Source organism: Sphingomonas tagetis, from assembly GCF_024211275.1.
In the GTDB taxonomy this organism is placed as follows: Bacteria; Pseudomonadota; Alphaproteobacteria; order Sphingomonadales; family Sphingomonadaceae; genus Sphingomonas; species Sphingomonas tagetis.
In genome coordinates, this window is sequence record NZ_JAMLDX010000001.1 from 229657 (window position 1) to 252907 (window position 23251).

General features: G+C 66.0%; 20 protein-coding genes and 2 tRNA genes. 20 read left to right on the top strand and 2 right to left on the bottom strand.

The window, feature by feature from the left end; translation table 11 throughout:
- The first annotated feature begins 64 nt into the window (after positions 1 to 64).
- The 9 genes from M9978_RS01145 to M9978_RS01185 all read left to right on the top strand — a co-directional run bounded on the left by M9978_RS01145 (position 65) and on the right by M9978_RS01185 (position 9534).
- Positions 65 to 1591 (top strand): acyl-CoA carboxylase subunit beta, encoded by a 1527-nt coding sequence (locus M9978_RS01145; RefSeq protein WP_254290972.1) that lies wholly within the window; start codon positions 65 to 67, stop codon positions 1589 to 1591.
- Positions 1588 to 1848 carry a hypothetical protein gene (locus tag M9978_RS01150; RefSeq protein ID WP_254290978.1) on the top strand — a complete coding sequence of 87 codons (261 nt, stop codon included), beginning with the start codon at positions 1588 to 1590 and terminating at the stop codon, positions 1846 to 1848. Before M9978_RS01145 ends, M9978_RS01150 begins: the two co-directional genes overlap by 4 nt.
- The gene (gene mce, locus M9978_RS01155; RefSeq protein ID WP_254290984.1) at positions 1845 to 2270 is read left to right on the top strand and encodes a methylmalonyl-CoA epimerase; all 426 of its coding nucleotides are present in this window, start codon (positions 1845 to 1847) and stop codon (positions 2268 to 2270) included. The genes M9978_RS01150 and mce overlap by 4 nt, the downstream gene beginning before the upstream one ends.
- A complete protein-coding gene (locus M9978_RS01160) occupies positions 2267 to 3043 on the top strand; it encodes an enoyl-CoA hydratase-related protein (RefSeq protein ID WP_254290988.1) in 777 nt (258 codons plus the stop codon). Before mce ends, M9978_RS01160 begins: the two co-directional genes overlap by 4 nt.
- A complete protein-coding gene (gene scpA, locus M9978_RS01165; protein WP_254290997.1) occupies positions 3040 to 5181 on the top strand; it encodes a methylmalonyl-CoA mutase in 2142 nt (713 codons plus the stop codon). Before M9978_RS01160 ends, scpA begins: the two co-directional genes overlap by 4 nt.
- Positions 5178 to 6170: a biotin synthase BioB gene (gene bioB, locus M9978_RS01170; RefSeq protein ID WP_254290999.1), complete on the top strand. Its 993-nt coding sequence runs from the start codon at positions 5178 to 5180 to the stop codon at positions 6168 to 6170. Before scpA ends, bioB begins: the two co-directional genes overlap by 4 nt.
- Before the next feature lie 136 nt (positions 6171 to 6306).
- Positions 6307 to 6546, top strand: coding sequence for a hypothetical protein (locus M9978_RS01175; RefSeq protein ID WP_254291001.1), 240 nt, complete (start codon positions 6307 to 6309; stop codon positions 6544 to 6546).
- Complete coding sequence (locus M9978_RS01180; protein WP_254291004.1) at positions 6546 to 8555, top strand: acetyl-CoA carboxylase biotin carboxylase subunit; 2010 nt, start codon at positions 6546 to 6548, stop codon at positions 8553 to 8555. Before M9978_RS01175 ends, M9978_RS01180 begins: the two co-directional genes overlap by 1 nt.
- 127 nt (positions 8556 to 8682) lie before the next feature.
- The gene (locus M9978_RS01185) at positions 8683 to 9534 is read left to right on the top strand and encodes a GGDEF domain-containing protein (RefSeq protein WP_254291005.1); all 852 of its coding nucleotides are present in this window, start codon (positions 8683 to 8685) and stop codon (positions 9532 to 9534) included.
- 36 nt (positions 9535 to 9570) lie between these two features.
- On the opposite strand, the gene M9978_RS01190 is transcribed toward M9978_RS01185, so the two are convergent.
- Positions 9571 to 11220 (bottom strand): M1 family metallopeptidase, encoded by a 1650-nt coding sequence (locus M9978_RS01190; RefSeq protein WP_254291299.1) that lies wholly within the window; start codon positions 11218 to 11220, stop codon positions 9571 to 9573.
- A gap of 94 nt (positions 11221 to 11314) precedes the next feature.
- Here M9978_RS01190 and lon point away from each other — a divergent pair, with 94 nt between their 5' ends.
- From lon to M9978_RS01220, 6 genes are all read left to right on the top strand, one after another.
- On the top strand, positions 11315 to 13714 hold the full coding sequence (gene lon, locus M9978_RS01195; protein ID WP_254291008.1) for an endopeptidase La: 2400 nt from the start codon (positions 11315 to 11317) through the stop codon (positions 13712 to 13714).
- Positions 13715 to 13874: 160 nt separating this feature from the next.
- Entirely contained in the window at positions 13875 to 14147 is a 273-nt protein-coding gene (locus M9978_RS01200) for an HU family DNA-binding protein (RefSeq protein WP_254291010.1), read from the top strand.
- A gap of 110 nt (positions 14148 to 14257) precedes the next feature.
- Positions 14258 to 14332, top strand: a tRNA-Val gene (locus tag M9978_RS01205).
- A 126-nt stretch (positions 14333 to 14458) separates the two neighbouring features.
- Positions 14459 to 15208, top strand: coding sequence for an NYN domain-containing protein (locus tag M9978_RS01210; RefSeq protein WP_254291013.1), 750 nt, complete (start codon positions 14459 to 14461; stop codon positions 15206 to 15208).
- Positions 15209 to 15405: 197 nt separating this feature from the next.
- Complete coding sequence (locus M9978_RS01215) at positions 15406 to 17070, top strand: beta-helix domain-containing protein (RefSeq protein ID WP_254291016.1); 1665 nt, start codon at positions 15406 to 15408, stop codon at positions 17068 to 17070.
- Positions 17071 to 17164: 94 nt separating this feature from the next.
- Positions 17165 to 19864 (top strand): TonB-dependent receptor domain-containing protein, encoded by a 2700-nt coding sequence (locus tag M9978_RS01220; protein WP_254291019.1) that lies wholly within the window; start codon positions 17165 to 17167, stop codon positions 19862 to 19864.
- A gap of 82 nt (positions 19865 to 19946) precedes the next feature.
- On the opposite strand, the gene M9978_RS01225 is transcribed toward M9978_RS01220, so the two are convergent.
- On the bottom strand, positions 19947 to 20600 hold the full coding sequence (locus M9978_RS01225) for a prolyl hydroxylase family protein (protein WP_254291022.1): 654 nt from the start codon (positions 20598 to 20600) through the stop codon (positions 19947 to 19949).
- 90 nt (positions 20601 to 20690) lie between these two features.
- Between M9978_RS01225 and M9978_RS01230 the strand changes: the two genes are divergently transcribed.
- The 5 genes from M9978_RS01230 to ccmE all read left to right on the top strand — a co-directional run bounded on the left by M9978_RS01230 (position 20691) and on the right by ccmE (position 23247).
- Positions 20691 to 20767: transfer RNA gene (locus M9978_RS01230), tRNA-His, on the top strand.
- 90 nt (positions 20768 to 20857) lie between these two features.
- Entirely contained in the window at positions 20858 to 21910 is a 1053-nt protein-coding gene (locus tag M9978_RS01235) for a Leu/Phe/Val dehydrogenase (protein ID WP_254291024.1), read from the top strand.
- A gap of 61 nt (positions 21911 to 21971) precedes the next feature.
- Complete coding sequence (gene ccmC, locus M9978_RS01240) at positions 21972 to 22688, top strand: heme ABC transporter permease CcmC (protein WP_254291026.1); 717 nt, start codon at positions 21972 to 21974, stop codon at positions 22686 to 22688.
- Complete coding sequence (gene ccmD, locus M9978_RS01245; protein ID WP_254291031.1) at positions 22685 to 22816, top strand: heme exporter protein CcmD; 132 nt, start codon at positions 22685 to 22687, stop codon at positions 22814 to 22816. The genes ccmC and ccmD overlap by 4 nt, the downstream gene beginning before the upstream one ends.
- The gene (gene ccmE, locus M9978_RS01250) at positions 22813 to 23247 is read left to right on the top strand and encodes a cytochrome c maturation protein CcmE (RefSeq protein WP_254291032.1); all 435 of its coding nucleotides are present in this window, start codon (positions 22813 to 22815) and stop codon (positions 23245 to 23247) included. The genes ccmD and ccmE overlap by 4 nt, the downstream gene beginning before the upstream one ends.
- Positions 23248 to 23251 lie beyond the last annotated feature (4 nt).

The window sequence follows — 23251 nt, forward strand, 5'->3', positions numbered from 1 at the left end:
TTCGCAACATTGCATTTGCATGTCGCGGACAGTCCTGTGAAGGCACGCGCGCAAGGAGAGCCAGATGTCGTCGACGATCGAGGAACTTGAACGCCGCCGCGCCGCGGCCCGGCTGGGCGGCGGGCAGAAGCGGATCGACGCGCAGCACGCCAAGGGCAAGCTGACCGCGCGCGAGCGGCTGGAAGTGCTGCTCGACGAGGGTTCGTTCGAGGAGCTCGACATGTATGTCGAGCATAATTGCGTCGATTTCGGGATGCAGGACCAGGTCGTGCCGGGCGATGGCGTCGTCACCGGTTCCGGCACGGTCAATGGCCGGCTGGTGTTCGTGTTCAGTCAGGACTTCACCGTGTTCGGCGGATCGCTGTCCGAACGGCACGCGCAGAAGATCTGCAAGATCATGGACATGGCGCTGAAGGTCGGCGCGCCGGTGATCGGCCTCAACGACAGCGGCGGCGCGCGCATCCAGGAAGGCGTGGCGAGCCTCGGCGGCTATGCCGAGGTGTTCCAGCGCAACGTGCTGGCGAGCGGCGTGGTGCCGCAGCTGTCGCTGATCATGGGGCCGTGTGCTGGCGGCGCGGTGTACAGCCCGGCGATGACCGACTTCATCTTCATGGTGAAGGATTCGAGCTATATGTTCGTCACCGGGCCGGACGTGGTGAAGACGGTGACCAACGAGGTGGTGACTCAGGAGGAGCTGGGCGGCGCGGTCACGCACACCACAAAATCCTCGGTCGCCGACGTCGCGTTCGAGAATGACGTCGAGGCGCTGCTGGCGGCGCGCGACTTCATCGACTTCCTGCCCGCGTCGAACCGCGAAAGCGCACCCGAGCGGCCGTGCGACGATCCGTGGGACCGGATCGAGGACAGCCTCGACACGCTGATCCCGCCCAACGCCAACCAGCCCTATGACATGCACGAGCTGATCCGGAAGACGGTCGACGAGGGCGACTTCTTCGAGGTGCAGCCGGCGCATGCCGCGAACATCCTGATCGGCTTCGGGCGGATCGAGGGGCGCACGGTGGGTATCGTCGCGAACCAGCCCATGGTGCTGGCGGGCTGCCTCGACATCAACTCATCGAAGAAGGCGGCGCGCTTCGTGCGCTTCTGCGACGCGTTCGAGATCCCGATCGTGACCTTTGTCGACGTACCGGGCTTCCTGCCGGGCGTCGGGCAGGAGCATAGCGGCATCATCAAGCATGGCGCGAAACTGCTGTTCGCCTATGCCGAGGCGACGGTGCCGAAGATCACGGTGATCACGCGCAAGGCCTATGGCGGTGCGTATGACGTCATGGCGTCGAAGCATCTGCGCGGCGACCTGAACTATGCCTGGCCGACCGCGGAGATCGCGGTGATGGGCGCGAAGGGCGCGGTCGAGATCATCTTTCGCGGCAAGACGCCAGAGGAGATCGCCGAGAAGACCGCCGAATATGAGGCGCGCTTCGCCAACCCGTTCGTCGCGGCGAGCAAGGGCTTCGTGGATGAGGTGATCATGCCGCATTCCACCCGCCGCCGGATCGCGCTGGGGCTACGGAAGCTGAGGAACAAGAGCCTCGAAAATCCGTGGAAGAAACACGATAACATCCCGCTGTGAACGACATGCTCGCCGTAATTTCAGGCTGCCTGTTAGCACTCGGCGCGATCACGGCGCTGGTGCTGATGCGCGCGAACGAGGCCGTGAAGTCGGGTGAACTGCGCTATTGGATGAAAGGTAGGAACGACGAGCAAGTTATCCGCCGTCAGGATAATCCAGCCCGATTTGAGCTGGAGATCAAACTGTTGCGGGCGGTTCCTTGGTTCGGCGTTGGAGCGCTGGTTCTCGCCATCTTGGTGTTGGGATATTTTGTATGAAACTCGGCCGCCTCAACCATATCGGTGTCGCCACGCCGTCGATCGAACAGTCGATCGCCTTCTACCGCGACGTGATGGGTGCGGAGACGGTGCATATGCCGTTCGACCTGCCCGCGCAGGGCGTGAAGGTGTGCTTCGTCGATACGCCGAACACGCAGATCGAGCTGATCGAGCCGCTGGGCGAGGATTCGCCGATCCACGGCTTCCTCGCCAAGAACCCGGCGGGCGGGCAGCATCATGTCTGTTACGAGGTGCCCGACATCCACGAGGCCAAGACGTGGTTCGAGGCCAAGGGCGCGCGCGTGCTGGGCGAGCCGCGGATCGGCGCGCATGGCACGTTGATCTTCTTCGTCCACCCGCGCGACATGGGTGGGGTGCTGACCGAGATCATGGAAAGCCCGCAGCAGGGGGACGAGCATTGACCGACGAGACCGTCCTTTACGCGCTCGACAACGGCGTCGCGACGATCCGGCTCAACCGGCCCGATCGGTTGAACGCGGTGACGGCGGAGATGCTGGCGCTGCTTCGCGCTACGCTGTGGCGTGCAGCGGACGAGGGCGCGCGGGCGGTGTTGCTGACGGGCGAGGGGCGGGGCTTTTGTTCCGGCGCTGAGCTGTCGGGCCGCGGCGAAGGGTCGCTCGATCTCGGCTCGTCGCTGGAACTTGGCTACAACCCGGTCGCCGAGGCGCTTTCGAAGCTGCCGATCCCGATCGTCACCGCTGTCAACGGCCCGGCGGCGGGCGCGGGCGCCGGGATAGCGCTGGGCGGCGATATCGTCGTGATGGCCAAGTCGGCCTATCTGCTGCTCGCCTTCTCGAACATCGGGCTGGTGCCGGATTGCGGCGCGACCTGGCTGGTGGCGAAGTCGGCGGGCCGCGCGAAGGCGCTGGAGATGGCGCTGCTCGGCGAGAAGATGAGCGCGCAGGAGGCGATGGACGCCGGACTGGTCGCGCGCGTGGTCGAGGACGAAGCGGTGCTGTCGACTGCGCAGGAGATTGCCGCGAAGCTCGCCGCCAAGCCGACGCTGGCGCTGGGCATGATCCGTGCGCAGGTGAAGGCGGCGCTCAATTCGACGCTGTCGGAGACGCTCAGCATCGAAGCGACGCACCAGCGCCGCGCCGGGTTCAGCGAGGATTTTCGCGAGGGCGTCGCCGCCTTCCTTCAAAAGCGCAAGCCGGAGTTCAAGGGCAAGTGACCGACAAGCCGACCCGCGAGCAATGGGCCGCCGCCGCCGACAAGGAGGTGAAGGGCAAGGACCTCACCTGGCAGACGCCCGAGGGCATCGCGGTCAAGCCGCTCTATACCGCCGAGGACGTCGCCGATCTCGAACCGGGCCTGCCCGGCTTCGCGCCGTTCACGCGCGGGGTTCGGGCGTCGATGTATGCGGGGCGACCGTGGACGATCCGGCAATATGCCGGCTTCTCGACCGCCGAAGAATCGAACGCCTTCTACCGCCGCAACCTCGCCGCCGGGCAGAAGGGGCTGAGCGTCGCCTTCGATCTCGCCACCCACCGCGGCTATGACAGCGACCATCCGCGCGTCACCGGCGATGTCGGCAAAGCGGGCGTGGCGATCGACAGCGTCGAGGACATGAAGATCCTGTTCGACGGCATTCCGCTCGATCAGATGTCGGTCAGCATGACGATGAACGGCGCGGTGATCCCGATCCTCGCTTTCTTCATCGTCGCGGGCGAGGAACAGGGGGTCGAACGCAAATTGCTCGACGGGACCATTCAGAACGACATCCTCAAGGAGTTCATGGTCCGCAACACCTATATCTATCCGCCCGAGCCGAGCATGCGGATCATCTCCGACATCTTCGGCTACACCTCGCGCGAGATGCCCAAGTTCAACAGCATCTCAATCTCCGGCTATCACATGCAGGAGGCCGGCGCGACGCAGGTGCAGGAGCTCGCCTTCACCATCGCCGATGGCATGGAATATGTAAAATATGGCGTCAATTCAGGGCTGGATATCGACAAATTCGCTGGCCGTCTGAGCTTCTTCTTCGCGATCGGCATGAACTTCTTCATGGAGATCGCCAAGCTGCGCGCCGCGCGCGTGCTGTGGCATCGGGTGATGACGAAGCTCGGCGCGAAGGACGAGCGCAGCAAGATGTTGCGGACCCATTGCCAGACCAGCGGCGTGTCGCTGACCGAGCAGGACCCGTACAACAACGTCATGCGCACGACGATCGAGGCGATGGCGGCGATGCTGGGCGGGACGCAGAGCCTGCATACCAACGCGCTCGACGAAGCCATTGCATTGCCCACCGATTTCTCCGCCCGCATCGCGCGAAACACGCAGCTGGTGATCCAGGAAGAGACCGGCATGTGCAATGTCGTCGATCCGCTCGGCGGCAGCTATTATGTCGAGAGCCTGACCCAGCAGCTGGTCGACCGGGCATGGGAGATCATCGAGCGGGTCGAGGCCGAGGGCGGCATGGCCAAGGCGGTCGCGGCGGGCTGGCCCAAGGCGATGATCGAGGAAGCCGCGGCCGCGCAGGCGGCGCGGGTCGATCGCGCCGAGCAGGTGATCGTCGGCGTCAACAAATACCGCAAGGCCGAGGAAGACCCGATCGACATCCTCGATGTCGACAATGTCGCGGTGCGCGAGTCGCAGATCGCGCGCATCCGCAAGATGAAGGCCGCGCGCGACGAAGCGGCGTGCCGCGATGCGCTCGATGCATTGCGCGAGGGCGCGCGCGGTGACGGCAACCTGCTCGAGCTGGCGGTCGAATGTGCGCGGCGGCGGGCGACTTTGGGCGAGATCAGTCTGGCGATGGAAGATGTGTTCGGTCGCCACGGCACCTTCCCGACGCCGGTGCAGGGCATTTACGGCGGCGCCTATATCGGCGACGCGCGATGGGAGCGGCTCAAGCAGGGCGTCGAAGCGACCGAGCGCCGGCTTGGCCGCAAGCCGCGGATGCTGGTCGCCAAGATGGGGCAGGACGGGCACGACCGCGGGGCGAACCTGGTTTCGTCGGCGTTCGGTGACCTTGGCTTCGACATCGTGCCGGGGCCGCTGTTCCAGACGCCGCGCGAGGCCGCGGAGCTGGCGCTGGCGGAGAATGTCGACGTGGTGGGCGCGTCGAGCCTCGCTGCCGGGCACAAGACGCTCATTCCCGAGCTGATCGGGCACCTCAAGGATGCGGGCCGCGCCGACATCAAGGTGATCGCAGGCGGGGTGATTCCGGCGCAGGACTATCAATATCTGCGCGACGCCGGGGTGCAGGCGATCTTCGGGCCGGGCACCAATCTCGTCAACGCCGCCGCCGAAGTGCTAGTGCTGCTCGGCCACAACATGCCGCCCGAACAGGAAGCCGCCGAATGACCCGTACCGACTGGACCCGCGACGAGATCGCCGCGCTGTTCGACCTGCCCTTCATGGAGCTGGTCTATCAGGCCGCGACCGTGCACCGGGCGACCTTCGCGCCGAACGAGGTGCAGCTTTCGACTTTGCTGTCGATCAAGACCGGCGGATGCCCGGAGGATTGCGGTTATTGCAACCAGTCGGTCAGCGCCGAGACAGGCCTCAAGGCGACCAAGCTGATGGACGTGCGCGCGGTGCTGCAATCGGCGGCTCAGGCCAAGGACAATGGCTCGTCGCGCTTCTGCATGGGCGCGGCATGGCGCAACCCCAAGGACCGCGACATGCCCGCCATCGTCGAGATGGTACGCGGGGTGCGCGGCATGGGCATGGAAACCTGCATGACTTTGGGCATGCTGACCGAGAAGCAGGCGGGCATGCTCGCTGATGCGGGCCTCGATTACTACAACCACAATATCGACACCTCGCCCGAGCGCTATGGCGAGGTGATCACGACGCGGACCTTCGAGGACCGGCTCGAGACGCTCGAACATGTCCGCGACGCCGGGATCAACGTGTGCTGCGGCGGCATCGTCGGGATGGGGGAGACGCGGGCGGACCGCGTCGGCTTCATTCATGCGCTGGCGACCTTGCCCAAGCATCCCGACAGCGTGCCAGTGAACGCGCTGGTGCCGGTCAAGGGCACGGTGCTGGGCGACATGCTGCACGACACGCCGCTGGCGAAGATCGATGAGATCGAGTTCGTGCGGACCGTGGCGGTGGCCCGGATCACAATGCCGGAGAGCATGGTGCGGTTGAGCGCTGGCCGCGAGAGCATGTCCGACGAGACTCAGGCCTTGTGCTTCATGGCCGGGGCGAACTCGATCTTCACCGGCGACAAGCTGCTCACCACCGGCAATGCCGGCGACGACAAGGACGCGGCGCTGTTCGCCCGGCTTGGCGTGCGGGCGATGCAGGCCGAGGTGAAGGCGGAGCTGGAAGCGGCGGAGTGAGCGGTCGCCCCACCACCCACCACCGTCACCCCGGACTTGTGCCGGGGTCTACCTCGCCATTTGCGAGGCCGGTGGTTGTGGCACGGTGGACCCCGGCACAAGGCCGGGGTGACGAATACTTTGCGGAGGCCGCCGCGTGATCCGCATCCGTCGGCCTGCAATCCTGTTTGCTATCTTGTCGGCGATCTACTGGCAGCTGGTTGCTGGATTCATCGGCTTGATCAATCCGCTCGCCGGTAAGGATGTGGCCCCGTTTTGGATGGTCGCGTTGGCAAACATTGTTCCGCCGACCCTCTATGCCGTCGTCACACTGATCTTCTGTCACTGGCTCGCGCGTCGGGTCCAGCGGCAAGCACAACAGAGGTCCGAACCTTAATGTTCAAGAAAATCCTGGTCGCCAATCGTGGCGAGATCGCGTGCCGTGTGTTCCGCACCGCCAAGCGGATGGGGATCGCCACCGTGGCGGTCTATTCGGATGCCGATGCGCGCGCGCCGCATGTGCTGATGGCCGACGAGAGCGTTCGGCTCGGGCCGGCGCCGGCGGCGGAGAGCTATCTCAAGGCCGACCTGATCCTCGCCGCGGCCAAGGCGACCGGCGCGGACGCGATCCATCCGGGCTATGGTTTTCTCTCGGAGCGCGAGAGCTTCGCCAAGGCGTGCGCGGAGGCGGGGATCGCCTTTGTCGGCCCGCCGCCCAACGCGATCGCGGCGATGGGCGACAAGATCGAATCGAAGAAGCTCGCCAAGGCGGCCGGCGTCAATGTCGTTCCGGGCTTCGTCGGGGTGATCGACGATACCGAGCATGCGGTGAAGATCTCCAACGAGATCGGCTATCCGGTGATGATGAAGGCCTCGGCCGGCGGCGGCGGCAAGGGCATGCGGCTGGCGTACAACGAAAAGGATGTGCGCGAGGGCTTCGAGGCGACCAAGCGCGAGGGGCTGGCGTCGTTCGGCGACGACCGCGTGTTCATCGAGAAGTTCATCGAGAGCCCGCGCCATATCGAAATTCAGGTGCTGGGCGACCAGCATGGCAACATCGTTTATCTCGGCGAGCGCGAATGCTCGATCCAGCGCCGCCACCAGAAGGTGGTCGAGGAAGCGCCATCGCCTTTCGTCTCGCCCGAGATGCGCAAGAAGATGGGCGAGCAGGCGGTCGCGCTGTCGCGGGCGGTGGGCTATTACAGCGCGGGCACGGTCGAGCTGATCGTGTCGGGCGCCGACAAGACCGGCGAAGGATTTTACTTCCTCGAAATGAACACCCGGCTTCAGGTCGAGCATCCGGTGACCGAGGCGATCACCGGGCTCGATCTGGTCGAGCAGATGATCCGCGTCGCGGCGGGCGAGAAGCTCGCCTTCACGCAGGACGAGGTCAAGCTGACCGGCTGGGCGATCGAGAACCGCGTCTATGCCGAGGACCCGTATCGCAGCTTCCTGCCCTCGACCGGACGGCTGGTGCGCTATCAGCCCCCTACCGCGCAGGACACGCCCTATGGCGCGGTTGGCGGCGAGGCCTATGTCCGCGTCGACGACGGTGTGAAGGAGGGCGGCGAGGTCAGCATGTTCTATGACCCGATGATCGCGAAGCTGATCACCTGGGGCAATACGCGGGACGAGGCGGCGGACTTGCAGGTCGCGGCGCTCGACCGGTTCGAGCTGGCGGGGCTGGGCAACAACATCGATTTCCTGTCGGCCCTCATGCAGCACCCGCGCTTCCGCTCGGGCGAGCTGACCACCGGCTTCATCGCCGAGGAATATCCCGAGGGGTTCGAGGGCGCACCGGCCGATGCCGCGCTGACGCGGCAGCTGGCGGCGGTGGCGGCGACGCTGACGGCGCGGCAGGCCGAGCGCGGCGCGATGATCTCGGGCCAGCTCGGCGACGGCGTCGCCGCGCCGGTCGATTGGGTGGTGAAGATCGGCGGGGCTGAGCATGCCGTGACGCTCGGCGACGGCGCGATCGTCGATGGCGAGGCGGTGCGCGGTTCGGTCGAGTGGAAGCCGGGCGACCGGGTGGCGGTCGCGCATGGCGGCGAGCAATCGCTGGCGGTTCGCGTCGCGCGCACTCGCGCGGGCTGGACGCTGACCGCGCGCGGTGCGGCGCACAAGGCGGCGGTCTATTCGCCGCGCGTCGCCGAGCTGGCGCGGCACATGATCGAGAAGATCCCGCCCGACATGAGCCGCTTCCTGCTGTGCCCGATGCCGGGGCTGCTGACGCGGATCGAAGTCGCGGAGGGCGACAAGGTCGAGGCCGGGCAGCCGCTGGCCGTGGTCGAGGCGATGAAGATGGAGAACATCCTTCGCGCCGAGAAGGCCGGGGTGGTCAAGTCGGTCAACTTCGCTGCAGGCGAGAGCCTGGCGGTGGACGCGGCAATCCTAGAGTTCGAATGATTTATCCTTCCCGTGCCGGGGAGGATCGTCGCTCATTCACAGGATTAACCACGCTGATTTCCGGGGCTTTTACATAAGTCCGGCGATCTCCGGCGCGCCGCGGGGGCGGCTTATCTGGAGATCGGGTTTGCGCTTCTATCGGGCGACGCTGTTCCTATTCCCGAACAGCATCCGCATGCGAATGTTCGCGGTGTGCTTCATCGGCACGCATCTGCCGCTGCTGGCCTTCGCGGGCTGGCAGTTCACGAGCGGCGCGATCGACTGGATCGAGCTGTCGGTCGTGCTCGGCGCGACGCTGGCGGGAACGGTGTTCACGCTCGCCGCGATCGACGGGCTGCTGGCGCCGGTGCGCGCCGCGACCGACGCTGTCGCGGCGCTGGAGCGCGACCAGTCGAGTGCGCTGCGTGGCGTGCGGAGCGGCGACATGCTGGGCGAACTGATCGCCGGCGTGGATCGCGCGGCGGCGGCGACGCGGATGCGGATCGCCACGCTCGACAATGCGGCGCATCGCGATCCGCTGACCGGACTGTGGAACCGGCGCGGCTTTCTGGCGCAGACCGCGACAACGGGGCGAGGTGCGGTGGCGCTGGTCGATCTCGACCGGTTCAAGATGATCAACGATTTGCACGGCCATGATGCGGGCGACGCGGTGCTGCGCGACTTCGCGGCGTTCCTGAACCGCGGCGTGCGGCGCAGCGATTGCGTGGCGCGCTGGGGTGGGGAGGAGTTCGCGGTGATCTTCCCGAATGCGGGCGAGGTCGAAGCGGCGACGATCCTTCATCGCCTGACGCGGCGGCTCTCGACGGGCGCGGTGGATGGGCCGGACGGGACGCCGGTGTCCTTTTCCGCGGGCGTGGTCGAGCTGGACGGCGATTCGATCGAGGTGGCGATGTCGCGCGCGGATGCGGCGCTCTATGCCGCAAAACATGGCGGGCGCGACCAGATCCGAGTCGGGGAGGCACACGAGCGGATGGGTTGAGTCTTTGGCGGCGTTCCCGGGCAACAGCTCGCAACGCTACCGCTGCATCGCCTCTATCGCTTCGCTGCGGCGGAGGATGCGTGCCATCGGGTCAGGCACGATGTGCGCGCCTGGCGGAATCTCGATCGTGTCGCTGCCGCCGGCCATGGCGAGGCGGCGAGTCTCGCCGTTCACCGTCACGTCGAGCGGCAGCGGGAAGGGCAGGCCGCGCGGCGTCTTCCAGCTGAAGGTGACGCGGTTGCCGTCGCGGGTCTGGATCAGTTCGGGCAGCGCGGCTTCACGCAGATAGACGTCGAAGAACCATGTCAGGTCGCGGCCGGCGGCCTGGTTTATCAGCCGCTCGAATTCGGGCGTCGAGGCGAAGCGGGGCTGGAAATTGCCCGGCCTGGGATCGGCGCGGCCATAGACGAGGCGGCGGGTGGCGTCGAAGAAGGCCGTGTCGCCGATCAGATAGCGCAGCGTATGCAACACCCAGGCGCCCTTGAAGTAAATGTCCTGGCCGGGGCCGCCGGCGCCGTCCTGATACACTTCTTCCGAGGTGCGGACCTTGCCCGACACCAGCGGCTGGCGATTGAACACGCGCTGGCGCTGGGTCGCCATCATCGCCGCATAGCGCGCCTCGCCCTCGCGCCACTGGCCGTAGAGCGGCTGCATATATTGGCCATAGCCTTCATGAAGCCAGAAATCGTCCCAGTTGGCCGCGGTCATCTGGTTGCCGAACCATTCGTGCGCCAGCTCGTGCTGGAACAGCCAGTCGAAGCCGGTGTCGTCCTTGCGGTAGTTGTTGCCATAGGCGTTCACCGTCTGGTGCTCCATGCCCATGTGCGGCGTCTCGACCACGCCGAGCTTCTCGCCGGCGAAGGGGAAGGGGCCGATCATGCTCTCGAAGAAATCGAGCGTGGGGGCGAATTCGGCGAACAGGCCCTGCGCCTGCTTGTCCTTGCCCTGAAGGTGCCAGAGGTGAAGCGGGATCGCGTTGCCGTAGCGGCTGGCGTAGCTGCCTTTGATCTCGCGATACGGGCCGATGTTGATCGCGGCGAGATAGGGATTGATGTTCCGGGCTTCCCACGTCCAGCGCGCGCGGGCCCCGGCGCGGCCCGGCACATGCTCGATCAGCCTGCCGTTGGAGATCGCCATGCCGTCTTTGATGGCGATTGAGATGCGGATGACGGGAATTTCGCCCGCGGGGAAGTCGAGGCACGGCCAGAACAGGTCGCAGCCATAGCCCTGTGCGGTGGTGGCGACCCAGGGTTTGCCCTGCCAGCTCGACCAGACGATGCCGTCGTCCCACGGGGCGTTGACGGCCTCGTGCGGCCGGCCGGCATAGCTGATCCTGGCGGTGAGCTTGCCGTCGACGGGGATGGGCTTGGGCAGGTCTATGATGAGCCGGCCTTCGGGATTGCGCCATGAACCCTGCGCCAGTTTCGCGCCATCGATCTCGATTGCCGAGACGAAGAAGTTCTTGTCGAGATCGAGCAGCAGACGGGTCTGGCGCGTGCTGGTCGTCAGGCGCAGTTCGGCGGCGCCGGAGAGGTATTTGCGACCCGCATCGACCTCCAGCGTCAGGTCGACCTGCTCCAGCCGCAACGCCGCGCGTTCGGGTTCGATCTCGCCGCCCGAACGCATCGTCAGCGCAGTCACCGGCGGCTCGCCCTTCTGCGCCGCGGCGGGCGTGGCGAGCATCATCAACAGGATCGGTGCGGTCAGCGGATTGATGCGGCGCACCAACACCCCATATAGTTGTCCGAATCCGCCCCTAGCGGGCGGTGCTGGAGTGCTCATGAAGTCCAACTACCCCGTTCTGCCGCTTCGCGACATCGTCGTCTTCCCGCACATGATCGTGCCGCTGTTCGTCGGCCGCGACAAGTCGGTCGCCGCGCTCGAGGCGGCGATGGCCGACGACAAGGAGATTTTCCTCGTCGCGCAGCTCGACCCTGCACAGGACGATCCCGGCCGCGATGACCTGTACGATGTCGGCGTGTCGGCCGAGGTGATGCAGTTGCTCAAGCTGCCCGACGGCACGGTGCGCGTGCTGGTCGCGGGCAAGGAACGCGGACGGCTGGAGGAGTTGACCGAGAGCGGTGAGTATCTGACCGCGACCGTCTCGCCGGTCGAGGAGACCGTGCCGGAGGGCAATGAGGTCCAGGCGCTGATGCGCTCGGTGGTCGACCAGTTCGAGAATTACGCCAAACTCAACCGCAAGCTGCCCGCCGAAACCGCGGTGCAACTCGGCGAGATCGAGGAGTCCTCGCGCCTCGCCGACGCCGTCGCGGGCAATATCGCGGTCAAGGTAGCCGACAAGCAGGCGCTGCTGGTCGAGACCGACCCGCAGAAGCGGCTGGAGATGGTGTTCGCCTTCATGGAAGGCGAGCTCGGCGTGCTTCAGGTCGAGAAGAAGATCCGCTCGCGCGTCAAGCGCCAGATGGAGAAGACCCAGCGCGAATATTATCTCAACGAGCAGCTCAAAGCGATCCAGCGCGAACTGGGCAATGAGGGCGAGGAAGGCGAGGGCGACGAGATCGCCGAGCTGACCCAGAAAATCGCCACGCTCAAGCTCAGCAAGGAAGCGCGCGCCAAGGCGCAGGGCGAGCTTAAGAAATTGAAGACGATGGCGCCGATGAGCGCCGAGGCGACCGTCGTGCGCAACTATCTCGACGTGCTGCTCGGGCTCCCGTGGGGCAAGAAGTCGAAGCTCAAAAAGGATCTGGTCGAGGCCGAAGCGGTGCTCGATGCGGACCATTATGGGCTGGAGAAGGTCAAGGACCGCATCGTCGAATATCTCGCGGTGCAGGCGCGGACCAACAAGCTGAAGGGGCCGATCCTGTGCCTCGTCGGGCCGCCGGGCGTGGGCAAGACGAGCCTCGGCAAGTCGATCGCCAAGGCGACGGGGCGCGAGTTCATCCGCCAGTCGCTGGGCGGCGTGCGCGACGAGGCCGAGATTCGCGGCCACCGTCGCACCTATATCGGCTCGTTGCCGGGCAAGGTCGTGTCGAACCTGAAAAAGGCCGGGACCAGCAACCCGCTGTTCCTGCTCGACGAGATCGACAAGCTCGGCCAGGATTTCCGCGGCGATCCGGCCTCGGCGCTGCTCGAAGTGCTCGACCCCGAACAGAACAGCAAGTTCAACGACCATTATCTGGAGATCGACGTCGATCTTTCGGACGTGATGTTCGTGACCACGGCCAACTCGCTCAACCTGCCGCAGGCGCTGCTCGACCGCATGGAGATCATCCGGCTGGAGGGCTATACCGAGGACGAGAAGCTCGAGATCGCCAAGGGCCATCTGCTGGAGAAGCAGATCGAGGCGCATGGGCTGAAGGAAGGCGAGTTCACGCTGACTGATGAAGGCCTGCGAGCGCTGATCCAGAAATATACGCGCGAGGCCGGCGTGCGCACGCTGGAGCGCGAGATCGCCAAGCTCGCGCGCAAGGCGCTGCGCCGTATCCTCGAGGGCAAGGCCGAGAGCGTGACGATCACGCCCGACAACCTCCATGAGTTCGCCGGCGTGCAGAAATACCGCCACGGGCTGTCCGAGGAGGAGCATCAGATCGGCGCGGTCACCGGGCTCGCCTGGACCGAGGTCGGGGGCGAGCTGTTGACGATCGAGAGCGTGACGGTGCCCGGCAAGGGCGCGATCAAGACGACCGGCAAGCTCGGCGACGTGATGAAGGAATCGGTCGAGGCCGCGTTCAGCTTCATCAAGGCGCGTTCGCCCGCTTACGGCATCAAGCCGAGCATCTTCGCGCGCAAGGATATCCATATCCACTTGCCTGAAGGCGCGGTGCCCAAGGACGGGCCGTCGGCGGGCATCGGGCTGGTGACGGCGATCGTCTCGACGCTGACCGGGGTGCCGGTGCGGCGCGAGATCGCGATGACGGGCGAAGTGACGCTGCGCGGCCGTGTGCTGCCGATCGGCGGCTTGAAGGAGAAGCTGCTTGCGGCGTTGCGTGGCGGCATTGAGACGGTGCTGATCCCGCAGGAGAATGAGAAGGACCTGGCCGAGATCCCCGCGAACATCCGCGAGGGCCTCAAGATCATTCCGGTCAAGCATGTCGACGAGGTGCTGGAGCTCGCGCTGACCGAGCCGCTGGTCGCGATCGACTGGACGGAGGCCGACGATCTGGCCGCGCAACCGCCCGTCAACCCGCCCGCAACTGGCCCGGAATCGTTGCGCCACTAGGGTTTACGTTGCGTGAGGGCAGTTTTTCGGGTCGTTTCGGCTCCGTTCCCCGCTTTCCCTTTGACAGCGGGGACCGGAACCGTTTTTCTGCCCGACCGGCGCGGAGAGCGCCGCGAGTCTCTTATCCGACAAGCCAAGAACAGACAGGGGTTCAACGGGCATGAACAAGCAGGAACTGATCTCGACGGTCGCGGACACCGCGGGCCTGAGCAAGGGCGATGCCAGCAAGGCCGTGGAGGCAGTGTTCGATGCGGTGACGTCGTCGCTCAAGAAGGGCGATGAAGTCCGCCTCGTCGGCTTCGGCACCTTCTCGGTCAGCAAGCGCAAGGCGTCGACCGGCCGCAACCCGCGCACCGGCGAGCCGATGACGATCAAGGCGTCGTCGCAGCCCAAGTTCAAGGCCGGAAAGGGCCTGAAGGACGCGGTCAACTGATCCGATGAATTTGGGACGCGCGGGGCTGGACAAGCCCGCGCGCTCATTTTAGAGGCACCGCTCCCCGGACCACTCCGGGGCGCTTCCGGCTCGCCGGAGCGACGGATATCGGGCGCGTAGCTCAGTGGTAGAGCACTGTGTTCACACCGCAGGGGTCGCAAGTTCAATCCTTGCCGCGCCCACCATCCGAAAAAGCCCGCCGGTGAAAACCGGCGGGCTTTTTCGTGGCTGCGCAAAGCATGTGTCCGTCACTGTGACGGCCGGATCATTTCGATTTACGGCGACTTTGCATTGCTGTCCTATGCGGCAACATGGCTACTGAATATGATCGTCCGCAACGGCTTGCCGTTCTGATCGACGCCGACAATGCGTCGCCTCGCATCGTTGGCGGATTGTTCGAGGAGATCGCTGCGATCGGCGAGGCCAGCGTGCGCCGGATTTATGGCGATTTTTCCGGTAACGGACTCAAGGGCTGGACCGAGGTCTTGCCGATGCACGCGATCATGCCTCACCAGAACTTCGCCAATACGGTCGGAAAGAACGCGTCCGACATTGCGCTGGTGATCGATGCAATGGACCTGCTGCACTCAGGCCGGTTCGACGCGTTTTGCCTGGTGTCCTCCGACAGCGATTTCACAAGGCTGGCTGCGCGCATTCGCGAGCAGGGCACGGACGTTTATGGATTCGGCGAACGCAAGACCCCGGAGAGCTTTCGGCAAGCGTGCAAGCGATTCATCTACACCGAAAACCTTTGGCCCGGCGGTGCGCAGCAGCCAGCCGTAACCGTGACGGCAGCGATGGCTCAGCCTGCCGGGGCGCGAGAATCGCCGAGTGCAGTCGTTCCCCACATTCTCGCGGCGCTGAGCCAAATGGATGACATGAATGGCTGGTTTCCGCTGGGCGCATTGGGTCAGCGTCTGGCGACGCTGATGCCGGATTTCGATCCCAGGACTTATGGCTGTCCCAAATTGCTGACGCTGATCGAGAAAACCCAGCTGTTTGAGGTTCGGCGCGAGAATCTCCGCGTGTTTGTGCGGCCCACTGCGGGGGTGGAGGTTTAGCTCGCGTCGATATCTCTGCCGATGCCACCCCCGTAACAATCCCGTCACATCACCGTCACTGAACCTTCTCCAAAGTCGCATCGAACTGTCACGCAGCGCGCCTAGCGGCGAGCGTGCGATCGGCAGGGGGATGATCCGAGTCGATCCGGGCACGCGCCCAATCCTGACCCATCGGGACCGATCGAACGGAGAATTTCATGGCCGACTTCAAGCGTATCAGCCTCATCCTCATGACCAGCGTCGCCGGCGCGACGCTCGCGGCATGCGATGGCGCGACCAGCATCGCGACGCCCGGCGCCGGCAATGTCGTGATCAACCCGCCGGCCCCGGCGCCCTCGCCGACGCCGACGCCGACCCCCGCCGCGATCGCCGCGGCCGAGTTCGCCGGCACCGGCGGCCAGGTCGATGCGGCCTTCACCATCACCGCCGCCGAGCAGCTGGCGCTGGTGACGACCTCGCCCGGCACCAACAACAATGCCAGCGGCATCCGCGTCTATGCGGTCGGCTCCGGCCCGACCATCGCCTCACCGACGATCTCGGCGCTGACGCCGACGCCGGTCGCGACCGACCCGACGACGCTGAACGCCGGCACCGGCGGCACCTTCTTCACCGCGGGCAGCCATCTGGGCGCGTTCAGCGGCTCGGGCGACACCGCGTTCCAGCAGTGGACCTGCAACTCGCCGTCGGCGAACTTCGGCGCGTCGAGCGCGTCGTGCAACACCCCGCCGCTCGTCGTCGCCGCAGCCGCGACCCCGGCGGCCAGCGCCTGCCCGGCGGGCACCACCGACGGCGGCACCAACACCAACGTCCGCCTGTGCCGCATCCCGAACGCGGTCACTGCGAACCTGACGCTGCCGCGCATCACCGGCGTCGCCTATCTGCTCGACGGTAACGTCGAGGTCGGCACCGATGCCGGTACCACCGGCGCCGCGACCGGCCCGACGCTGACGATCGAAGCCGGCGTGACCGTCGTGTCGAACCCGACCGACGCCGTTTCGGACGTGCTGCTGGTCAACCGCGGGTCGAAGCTCGACGCGGTCGGCACCGCCTCGCTGCCGATCATCTTCACCTCGCGCCAGAACCTGTCGCCGACCGGCACCTCGGATTCGACCCAGGGCCAGTGGGGCGGCATCATCCTGCTTGGCCAGGCGCCGACCGGCGTGTGCCGCACCGGCACCGGTCCGAACGACGCAAACGGCGCCAGCACGACCTGCGACAACACCGCGGAAGGCCTGACCACCACGCGCCTCTATGGCGGACCGAACAAGAGCAGCAACAGCGGCCGGATTTCCTATGTCCAGATCCGCTTCACCGGCATCGACATCTCGGCGGGCGGCGGCAACGAACTGCAGGGCCTGACGCTGGGCGGCGTCGGTTCGGGGACGCAGATCGACCATGTCCAGTCGCACAACTCGGCCGATGACGGCATCGAGGTGTTCGGCGGCACCGCGAACCTCAAGCACATCGCGATCACCGGCGCCGACGATGACGGCTTCGATTACGACAATGGCTATCGCGGCTTTGTCCAGTTCCTGGTCGTCGCGCAGAAGCCGGGCGGTGCGACCAGCGACTCGTTCACGCTCGAGGTCGACTCGAACGGCAACGAGGACCTGCTGCCGCGCACCAACGCGACCATCTCGAACTTCACCTTCATCCACACCGCCGCGACCACCGGCGCGCTTCGCATCCGCGGCAGCGCCGACAGCCGCTACGTCAACGGCATCCTGCAGAGCAGCGTGCCCTGCCTCAACGTGATCGCGGGCACCGCGGCGCGGGGCACGATCCGCGCGGCTGATACCGCGCTGCAGGATCAGGGTCCGCCGATTTTCACGTCGGTCTACTTCGCCTGCAACAACCGCTGATCGGCGGCAGGCGCGTGAAGTTCCGCCGGGGCCGAGGTCACAGCCTCGCCCCGGCGGCTTTCAATAAGAAGAATATCGAGCGGGGCATAAGCTCATGAAGAAGCCATTCGCGTTCGGAGCCATGCTCCTGTTGACCACCAACCTCGTCGCGCCGGCCGCGTTCGCGCAGGACAGCGCACCGGCGCCGGCCGCACCGCCCGCCATCGAGCCGGCACAGACCGAGGAAGAGGTCGAGATTTCCACGCCGGGCGCCGATGCGTCGGAGGGCGGCGAGATCGTGGTGATCGGGCGCAACATCCCCAACGTGATCCGCGCGACGCCGCAAGTGGTGTCGGTGCTGTCGGCGGAAGACATCGCGCGCACCGGCGAAGGCGATATCGCCGGCGCGCTGACCCGCGTCACCGGCATGTCGGTGGTCGGCAACGGCTTCGTGTTCGTGCGCGGCCTTGGCGACCGCTATTCCTCGGCGCTGCTCAACGGCTCGCCGCTGCCGTCGCCCGAACCGCTGCGCCGCACCGTGCCGCTCGACATCTTCCCGACCAGCGTGGTCGGATCGGCGCTGGTCCAGAAGACCTATTCGGTCAACTATCCGGCCGAGTTCGGCGGCGGCGTCATCAACCTGACCACCAAGGCGATCCCCAAGGAAGGCTTCGTCTCACTCGGCGGCAGCGTGACCTTCGATACCGAGACGACCAGCGAATATGGCTATGCCTATCAGGGCGGCAGCAACGACTGGGGCGGCTATGACGACGGCACCCGCGCAGTGCCCGCCTTCATCAAGGATGTCGGCCTCAACGGCGCGCAGATCCCGGCCAATCAGGTCGCGCAGCTGACCAACACGCCGACCACGATCATGCAGGGCAATTACCACATCCCCGCCAACTTCTCGGGCGAGTTCAGCCTGGGCCAGCGCTTCAATGCGGGCGACGTGCAGTTCGGCATCGTCGCCTCGGCGGGGATCAGCAACAGCTGGCGCACGCGCGACGTGCTGCAGCAGGACAGCAACGACGAGACCGGCATCCTGCGCAGCGACTACCGCACAATCATCACCGACAATCGCGCGGTGGTGAACGGGCTGGTCGGGCTGGGCGCGGAATTCGGCGACCAGACGATCCGCTGGACCAACGTCTATATCCACGACACGGTCAAGCAGGCGCGCGGCGCGTCGGCGACGCTCTATCCCAACAGCTCGGGGTTCGAGCGCTTCAACCAGACCACGGCATGGTTCGAGCGCGAGCTGTTCGAATCGCAGCTGGTCGGCGAGTTCAAGTGGAACGACCTGAGCCTCGACGTGCGCGGCGCCTATGCCAAGACCAAGCGCGATTCGCCATATGAACGCAGCTTCGTGTCGCGTTACGACACGACGGTGAACGGCTGGGTCAACGCGCTCAACTCGTCCACCGAGCAGGCGAGCATCGCGTTCAGCGAGCTCGACGAGGAGCTGTGGAGCGGGCAGGCCGACCTGTCGTACAAGCTCAACACCAGCTTCCCGGTGCGGCTGTCGGCGGGCTATTATTATCAGGACCAGACCCGCAGCTCGAGCCGCTTCAGCTTCGCCTATCGTTACGAGCCGGGCGGCGCGCTGCCGCTGGGTTACCGCTATCTGCGCCCCGACCTGCTGCTGACGCCGTCGGTGCTGCAGGCGACCAACAGCCAGCTCGGCGGGTGTCCGAACGGGCTGTGCCTCGTGCTCGACAACATCTCGGGCGGGCAGGGCGCGGCGGTCTATGACGCGGGCCTGACCATCCATGCCGGCTACGTCCAGGCCGACATCGAACCGATTGACGGCGTGAAGGCGACCTTCGGCGTGCGCTACGAAAAGGCTGACGAGTTCGTCAGCACGAACGTCGCGGGTGCGGGCACGGTGCTGGACAATGCCTATTGGCTGCCGGCTGCGACAGTGACGTGGAACTTCGCGCAGAACATGCAGCTGCGCCTGCACGGATCGAAGACCATCGCCCGCCCGCAGTTCCGCGAGCTGGCGCCGCAATTCTATCAGGACTTCGATAGCGACCGGCTGTTCTTCGGCAACCCGGCGCTGGTCGACTCGCAGCTCTACAATGCCGAGGCGCGCTATGAGTGGTTCTTCGGCCGCAACGAGCGGGTGACGGCGGCGGGCTTCTTCAAGAAGATCAAGAACCCGATCGAGCAGGTCTCGGCCTTCCCGACGCTCGATTCGCGCATCACCACCGGCTTCTCCTATGTGCCCGAGGCGCAGTTGTACGGCGGCGAGGTCGAGCTTCAGAAGCATTTCCCGCTCGACACGCTGGGCGGCGATTTCTTCGCGACGCGGCGGTTGGTGCTGGTGGCGAACTACACCTACACCAAGTCAAAGATCACCGCCGATGCGACGCTGGTGCCGGACATCAACGCCGGCCCGGGCGGGATCGTGCTGCGCCCCGCCAACCTGCTGTACCGCGACGGCGCGCCGCTGACCGGCCAGTCGGATCACCTGATCAACTTCCAGCTCGGCATCGAGGACACCGAATCGACGTCGCAGCTGACGGTGCTGGTCAATTATGCGAGCGAGCGCGTGACCGCGCGCGGCGCCTCGAACGCATCGGGCGTGGGCTTCCTGCCCGATGTGTACGAGAAGCCGGGCCTGCGGCTCGACGTTGTCGCGCGGCAGGCGGTCAAGGTGTTCGACGGCGAGATCGAGCTGAAGTTCGAGGCGCGCAACCTGACCAAGACCAAATATCAGGAATTCCAAACCTTCGCGTCGGGCAAGACGGTGTACGTCAACCGCTACGACCAGGGCCGCACCTTCAGCCTGGGTGCGTCCGTGAAATTCTGATCCGCGAGGGTCAGCGCAAAAGGGGGAAAGCCCCGGCCGTCACGTGCGGCCGGGGCTTTTCTTTTTCCGTCAGCCGCGCCGATCAGCCCCAGGGACGTTCGCGAAACCATTTGGTGATGACGTATTTGAGGCCCGCGCGGACCTTCATCGCGTGGTGCAGCGTCGCCGGGTTGGGCGTGCCGTCGGGGCGGAGGTTGCTCCAGGCGAGCAGCTTGCCGGTCTCGGGCCGGACGATCTTGTCGATCGTCTTGAACCGCGTCGCGCCGCCGGCCTCGACGTCGTTGAGATAGACCATCACGGTCCAGGTGCGCTGGCCCGCGACCGAGCAGAATTTCTCGAAATCGACGCCATGCGGCTCGAAATAATCTGTGTGCGCCTTGAATTCCTGCCCGACCTCATAGCGCTGGCCCTGCAACGGCTCGCCATGCGCGGGATCGATGCCGGTCAGCGCGGCGATTCGGCGCTCGACCTCCATCACGTCGGGGTCGGCCGCGGACAGGTCGCAGGTCTCGCTGGTGCGGAACACCGCGTCGCCATTATAGTCGGAGATGGTCGAGGGGCGGCGGTTCGTGTCGATCCTGTCGATCAGCGACGCGCACAGCTCCGGCTCGAGAAAAGCCCTGCGGATGAACAGCGTGAGCCTGGGGTTGGGCACGCGCTGGATCGCCGGCGTGGCGCCCAGCCGGGCGATGACGGGCTCGATCGGAAAGCCCGAGGCAGGGATGCTCGAATCCATGCCGCCGCCTTTGCCAGAAGGCGCAAATCGGGGCTAGCGCCAGAGCGCTTGACGACCGGCCTATGGCCCCGCTAAGCGCGCCGCTCCACGGCGATCGTAGTTCAATTGGTTAGAGCACCGGCTTGTGATGCCGGAAGTTGCGGGTTCAAGTCCCGTCGGTCGCCCCATTTTTCTTCTCTCGCGAATTTGGGCTGGCGCCGTGCAGTTCAAAATAATATTACGCGATTGAGAAATAAAATTAGCATGTGGAGCAAGCGATGACTGCCGTGTGGGACCTTCCCGATTTCGACTCGCATGAGGGGGTGCATTTCGTCACCGACCCGGCGAGCGGGCTGCGCGCCGTGATCGCGATCCACAGCACCAAGCTCGGGCCATCGGCAGGCGGCGTGCGCTTCTGGCATTATGCCGACAGCGCCGCCGCGGTGACCGACGCGCTGCGACTGTCGCGGGGTATGAGCTTCAAGAATGCGATGGCGGGATTGCCGCTGGGCGGCGGCAAGGGCGTCGTGCTGGCGCCCGAGCGCGGCGCGACGATCAGCGAGGCGCAGCTGGCGGCGTTCGGCGAGGCGGTCGAATCGCTCGGCGGGCGTTATGTGACCGCCGAGGATGTCGGCATGTCCGAAGACCGGATGAAGGTGATCGCGACGCGCACGCGCCATGTGTCGGGCCTGCCGGTCGAGGGCGGCAGCGCCGGCGGTGATCCGGGGCCGTTCACGGCGCTCGGCATCTATCTTGGCGTCAAGGCAGCGGCGAAGCGGGCCCTCGGCGCCGATTCGATGGCCGGCGTGCATGTCGCGGTGCAGGGCGTCGGCAGCGTCGGCGGCGGACTCGCGCGGCGGCTGGCGGCGGACGGCGCGAAGCTGACGCTGGCGGACGTCAACCACGACAAGGCGGCGGCGCTGGCGGCCGAACTGGGCGCCGATGCGGTCGGCGCGGATGAGATCCTGCGCGTATCGGCCGACATCGTCAGCCCCAATGCGCTCGGCGCGATCCTGACCGCCGAGTCGATCGCGGCGCTCGACTGCAAGGCAGTGGCGGGCGGCGCGAACAACCAGCTCGCGACGCGGGCGGACGGCGATCGCGTCCATGCGCGCGGCATCCTCTACGCGCCGGACTATGTGATCAACGCGGGCGGCATCATCAATGTCGGCCTCGAATATCTCGGCCATGGCGACCGTGCCGAGGTCGAGGCGCGCATCGCGAAAATACCGGAGCGGCTGATCGAGGTGTGGGACGAGAGCGACCGCACGGGCGCGCCCGCGAGCGATGTCGCCGACATGATCGCCAAGCGGCTGATCGGGCGGAGCTGACGCGAAGCGCAAGAGGGCCGTGGATTCGCGGCGCGAACTCGCCTAAAGCCGCGCAAACGCCGTGATCCACGCTCTCGCCAATCCTACGCGCTTCCTCAAGATCGCGCGCCCGCTGACGCCCATCCTGTTCTGGAGCGGGCTGCTGCTGGTGCTGGCCGGCGTGTGGGGCGGCCTCACGCAGACGCCGCCCGACTATCTCCAGAAGGAGAGCGTTCGCATCCTTTACGTCCATGTGCCGAGCGCGTGGCTCGGGATGGGCGGCTGGAGCAGCCTGGCCATCGCCTGCTTCGCCTATCTTGTCTGGCGCCACCCGCTGGCGAGCCTCGCCGCGCGGGCGATCGCACCGGTCGGGGCGGTGTTCGCGGCTTTGTGCCTGATCACCGGATCGATCTGGGGACGGCCGACCTGGGGCACCTGGTGGCAATGGGACGGGCGGCTGACGTCGATGCTGCTGCTGTTCTTCGTTTATGTCGCATGGATCGCGCTCGAGCGCGCCGACCGCGAGCGCGGCGGGGACGGGCGCATTCCCGCGCTGTTCGGGATTGCGGGGACGGTGCTGCTGCCCGTGATCCGCTATTCGGTGGTGTGGTGGAACACGCTGCATCAGGGGCAGAGCCTGACGCTCACGCAATCGACGATCGACGATTCGATGCTGTGGCCGCTGTTGCTGACGCTGCCGGGCTTTTCGCTGCTGTTCGGCGGACTCGTGCTGATGCGGATGCGGGCGGTGCTGGCTGAGCAGCGTGTCGAGGCGCGGATCAGGCGGATGGCGGCATGAATCACTGGCCGTTCATCATCGCCGCCTATGCGGTCGTCGTTGCCGGCGTCGGTGGACTGTCGCTGTTCAGCTGGCTGGCGATGCGGCGCGCCGAGGCTGCTGCCGAAGCGCTGAGGAACCGGCCATGAAGCGCAAGCATCAGCGGCTGTTCCTGGGGCTGGCGGCGCTGGCCGCGATCGGCGGGGCGAGCGCGCTGGCGCTGTCGGCGCTGCAGGATCAGGCGGCGTTCTTCTACACGCCGAGCGATGTCGCCACCCGGAAGCCGGATGTCGACAAGGCCGTTCGGCTCGGCGGGATGGTCGAGAAGGGCTCGCTCAAGCATCTCAAGGATGGCGTCACGATCGCGTTCGTCGTCGCGGACAAGGAAGCGAAGGTACCGGTGCGCTTCACCGGCGTCGCGCCTGACCTGTTCAAGGAAGGGTCGGGCGTCGTCGCCGAGGGCAAGTTCACGGCCGAGGGCGGCTTCGTCGCGGACAATCTGCTCGCCAAGCATGACGAGCGTTACATGCCGCCCGAGATCGCCGACAAGATGCCCTCGCCGGATACGCTCGCCAAATGACGGT

Coding starts and splice junctions, on each gene's coding strand:
- M9978_RS01235 (WP_254291024.1), top strand. CDS start 20,858: ATGACTGCCGTGTGGGACCTTCCCGATTTCGACTCGCATGAGGGGGTG.
- M9978_RS01215 (WP_254291016.1), top strand. CDS start 15,406: ATGGCCGACTTCAAGCGTATCAGCCTCATCCTCATGACCAGCGTCGCC.
- bioB (WP_254290999.1), top strand. CDS start 5,178: ATGACCCGTACCGACTGGACCCGCGACGAGATCGCCGCGCTGTTCGAC.
- mce (WP_254290984.1), top strand. CDS start 1,845: ATGAAACTCGGCCGCCTCAACCATATCGGTGTCGCCACGCCGTCGATC.
- ccmE (WP_254291032.1), top strand. CDS start 22,813: ATGAAGCGCAAGCATCAGCGGCTGTTCCTGGGGCTGGCGGCGCTGGCC.
- M9978_RS01210 (WP_254291013.1), top strand. CDS start 14,459: ATGGCTACTGAATATGATCGTCCGCAACGGCTTGCCGTTCTGATCGAC.
- M9978_RS01180 (WP_254291004.1), top strand. CDS start 6,546: ATGTTCAAGAAAATCCTGGTCGCCAATCGTGGCGAGATCGCGTGCCGT.
- lon (WP_254291008.1), top strand. CDS start 11,315: ATGAAGTCCAACTACCCCGTTCTGCCGCTTCGCGACATCGTCGTCTTC.
- M9978_RS01200 (WP_254291010.1), top strand. CDS start 13,875: ATGAACAAGCAGGAACTGATCTCGACGGTCGCGGACACCGCGGGCCTG.
- M9978_RS01225 (WP_254291022.1), bottom strand. CDS start 20,600: ATGGATTCGAGCATCCCTGCCTCGGGCTTTCCGATCGAGCCCGTCATC.
- M9978_RS01145 (WP_254290972.1), top strand. CDS start 65: ATGTCGTCGACGATCGAGGAACTTGAACGCCGCCGCGCCGCGGCCCGG.
- ccmD (WP_254291031.1), top strand. CDS start 22,685: ATGAATCACTGGCCGTTCATCATCGCCGCCTATGCGGTCGTCGTTGCC.
- M9978_RS01190 (WP_254291299.1), bottom strand. CDS start 11,220: ATGATGCTCGCCACGCCCGCCGCGGCGCAGAAGGGCGAGCCGCCGGTG.
- M9978_RS01220 (WP_254291019.1), top strand. CDS start 17,165: ATGAAGAAGCCATTCGCGTTCGGAGCCATGCTCCTGTTGACCACCAAC.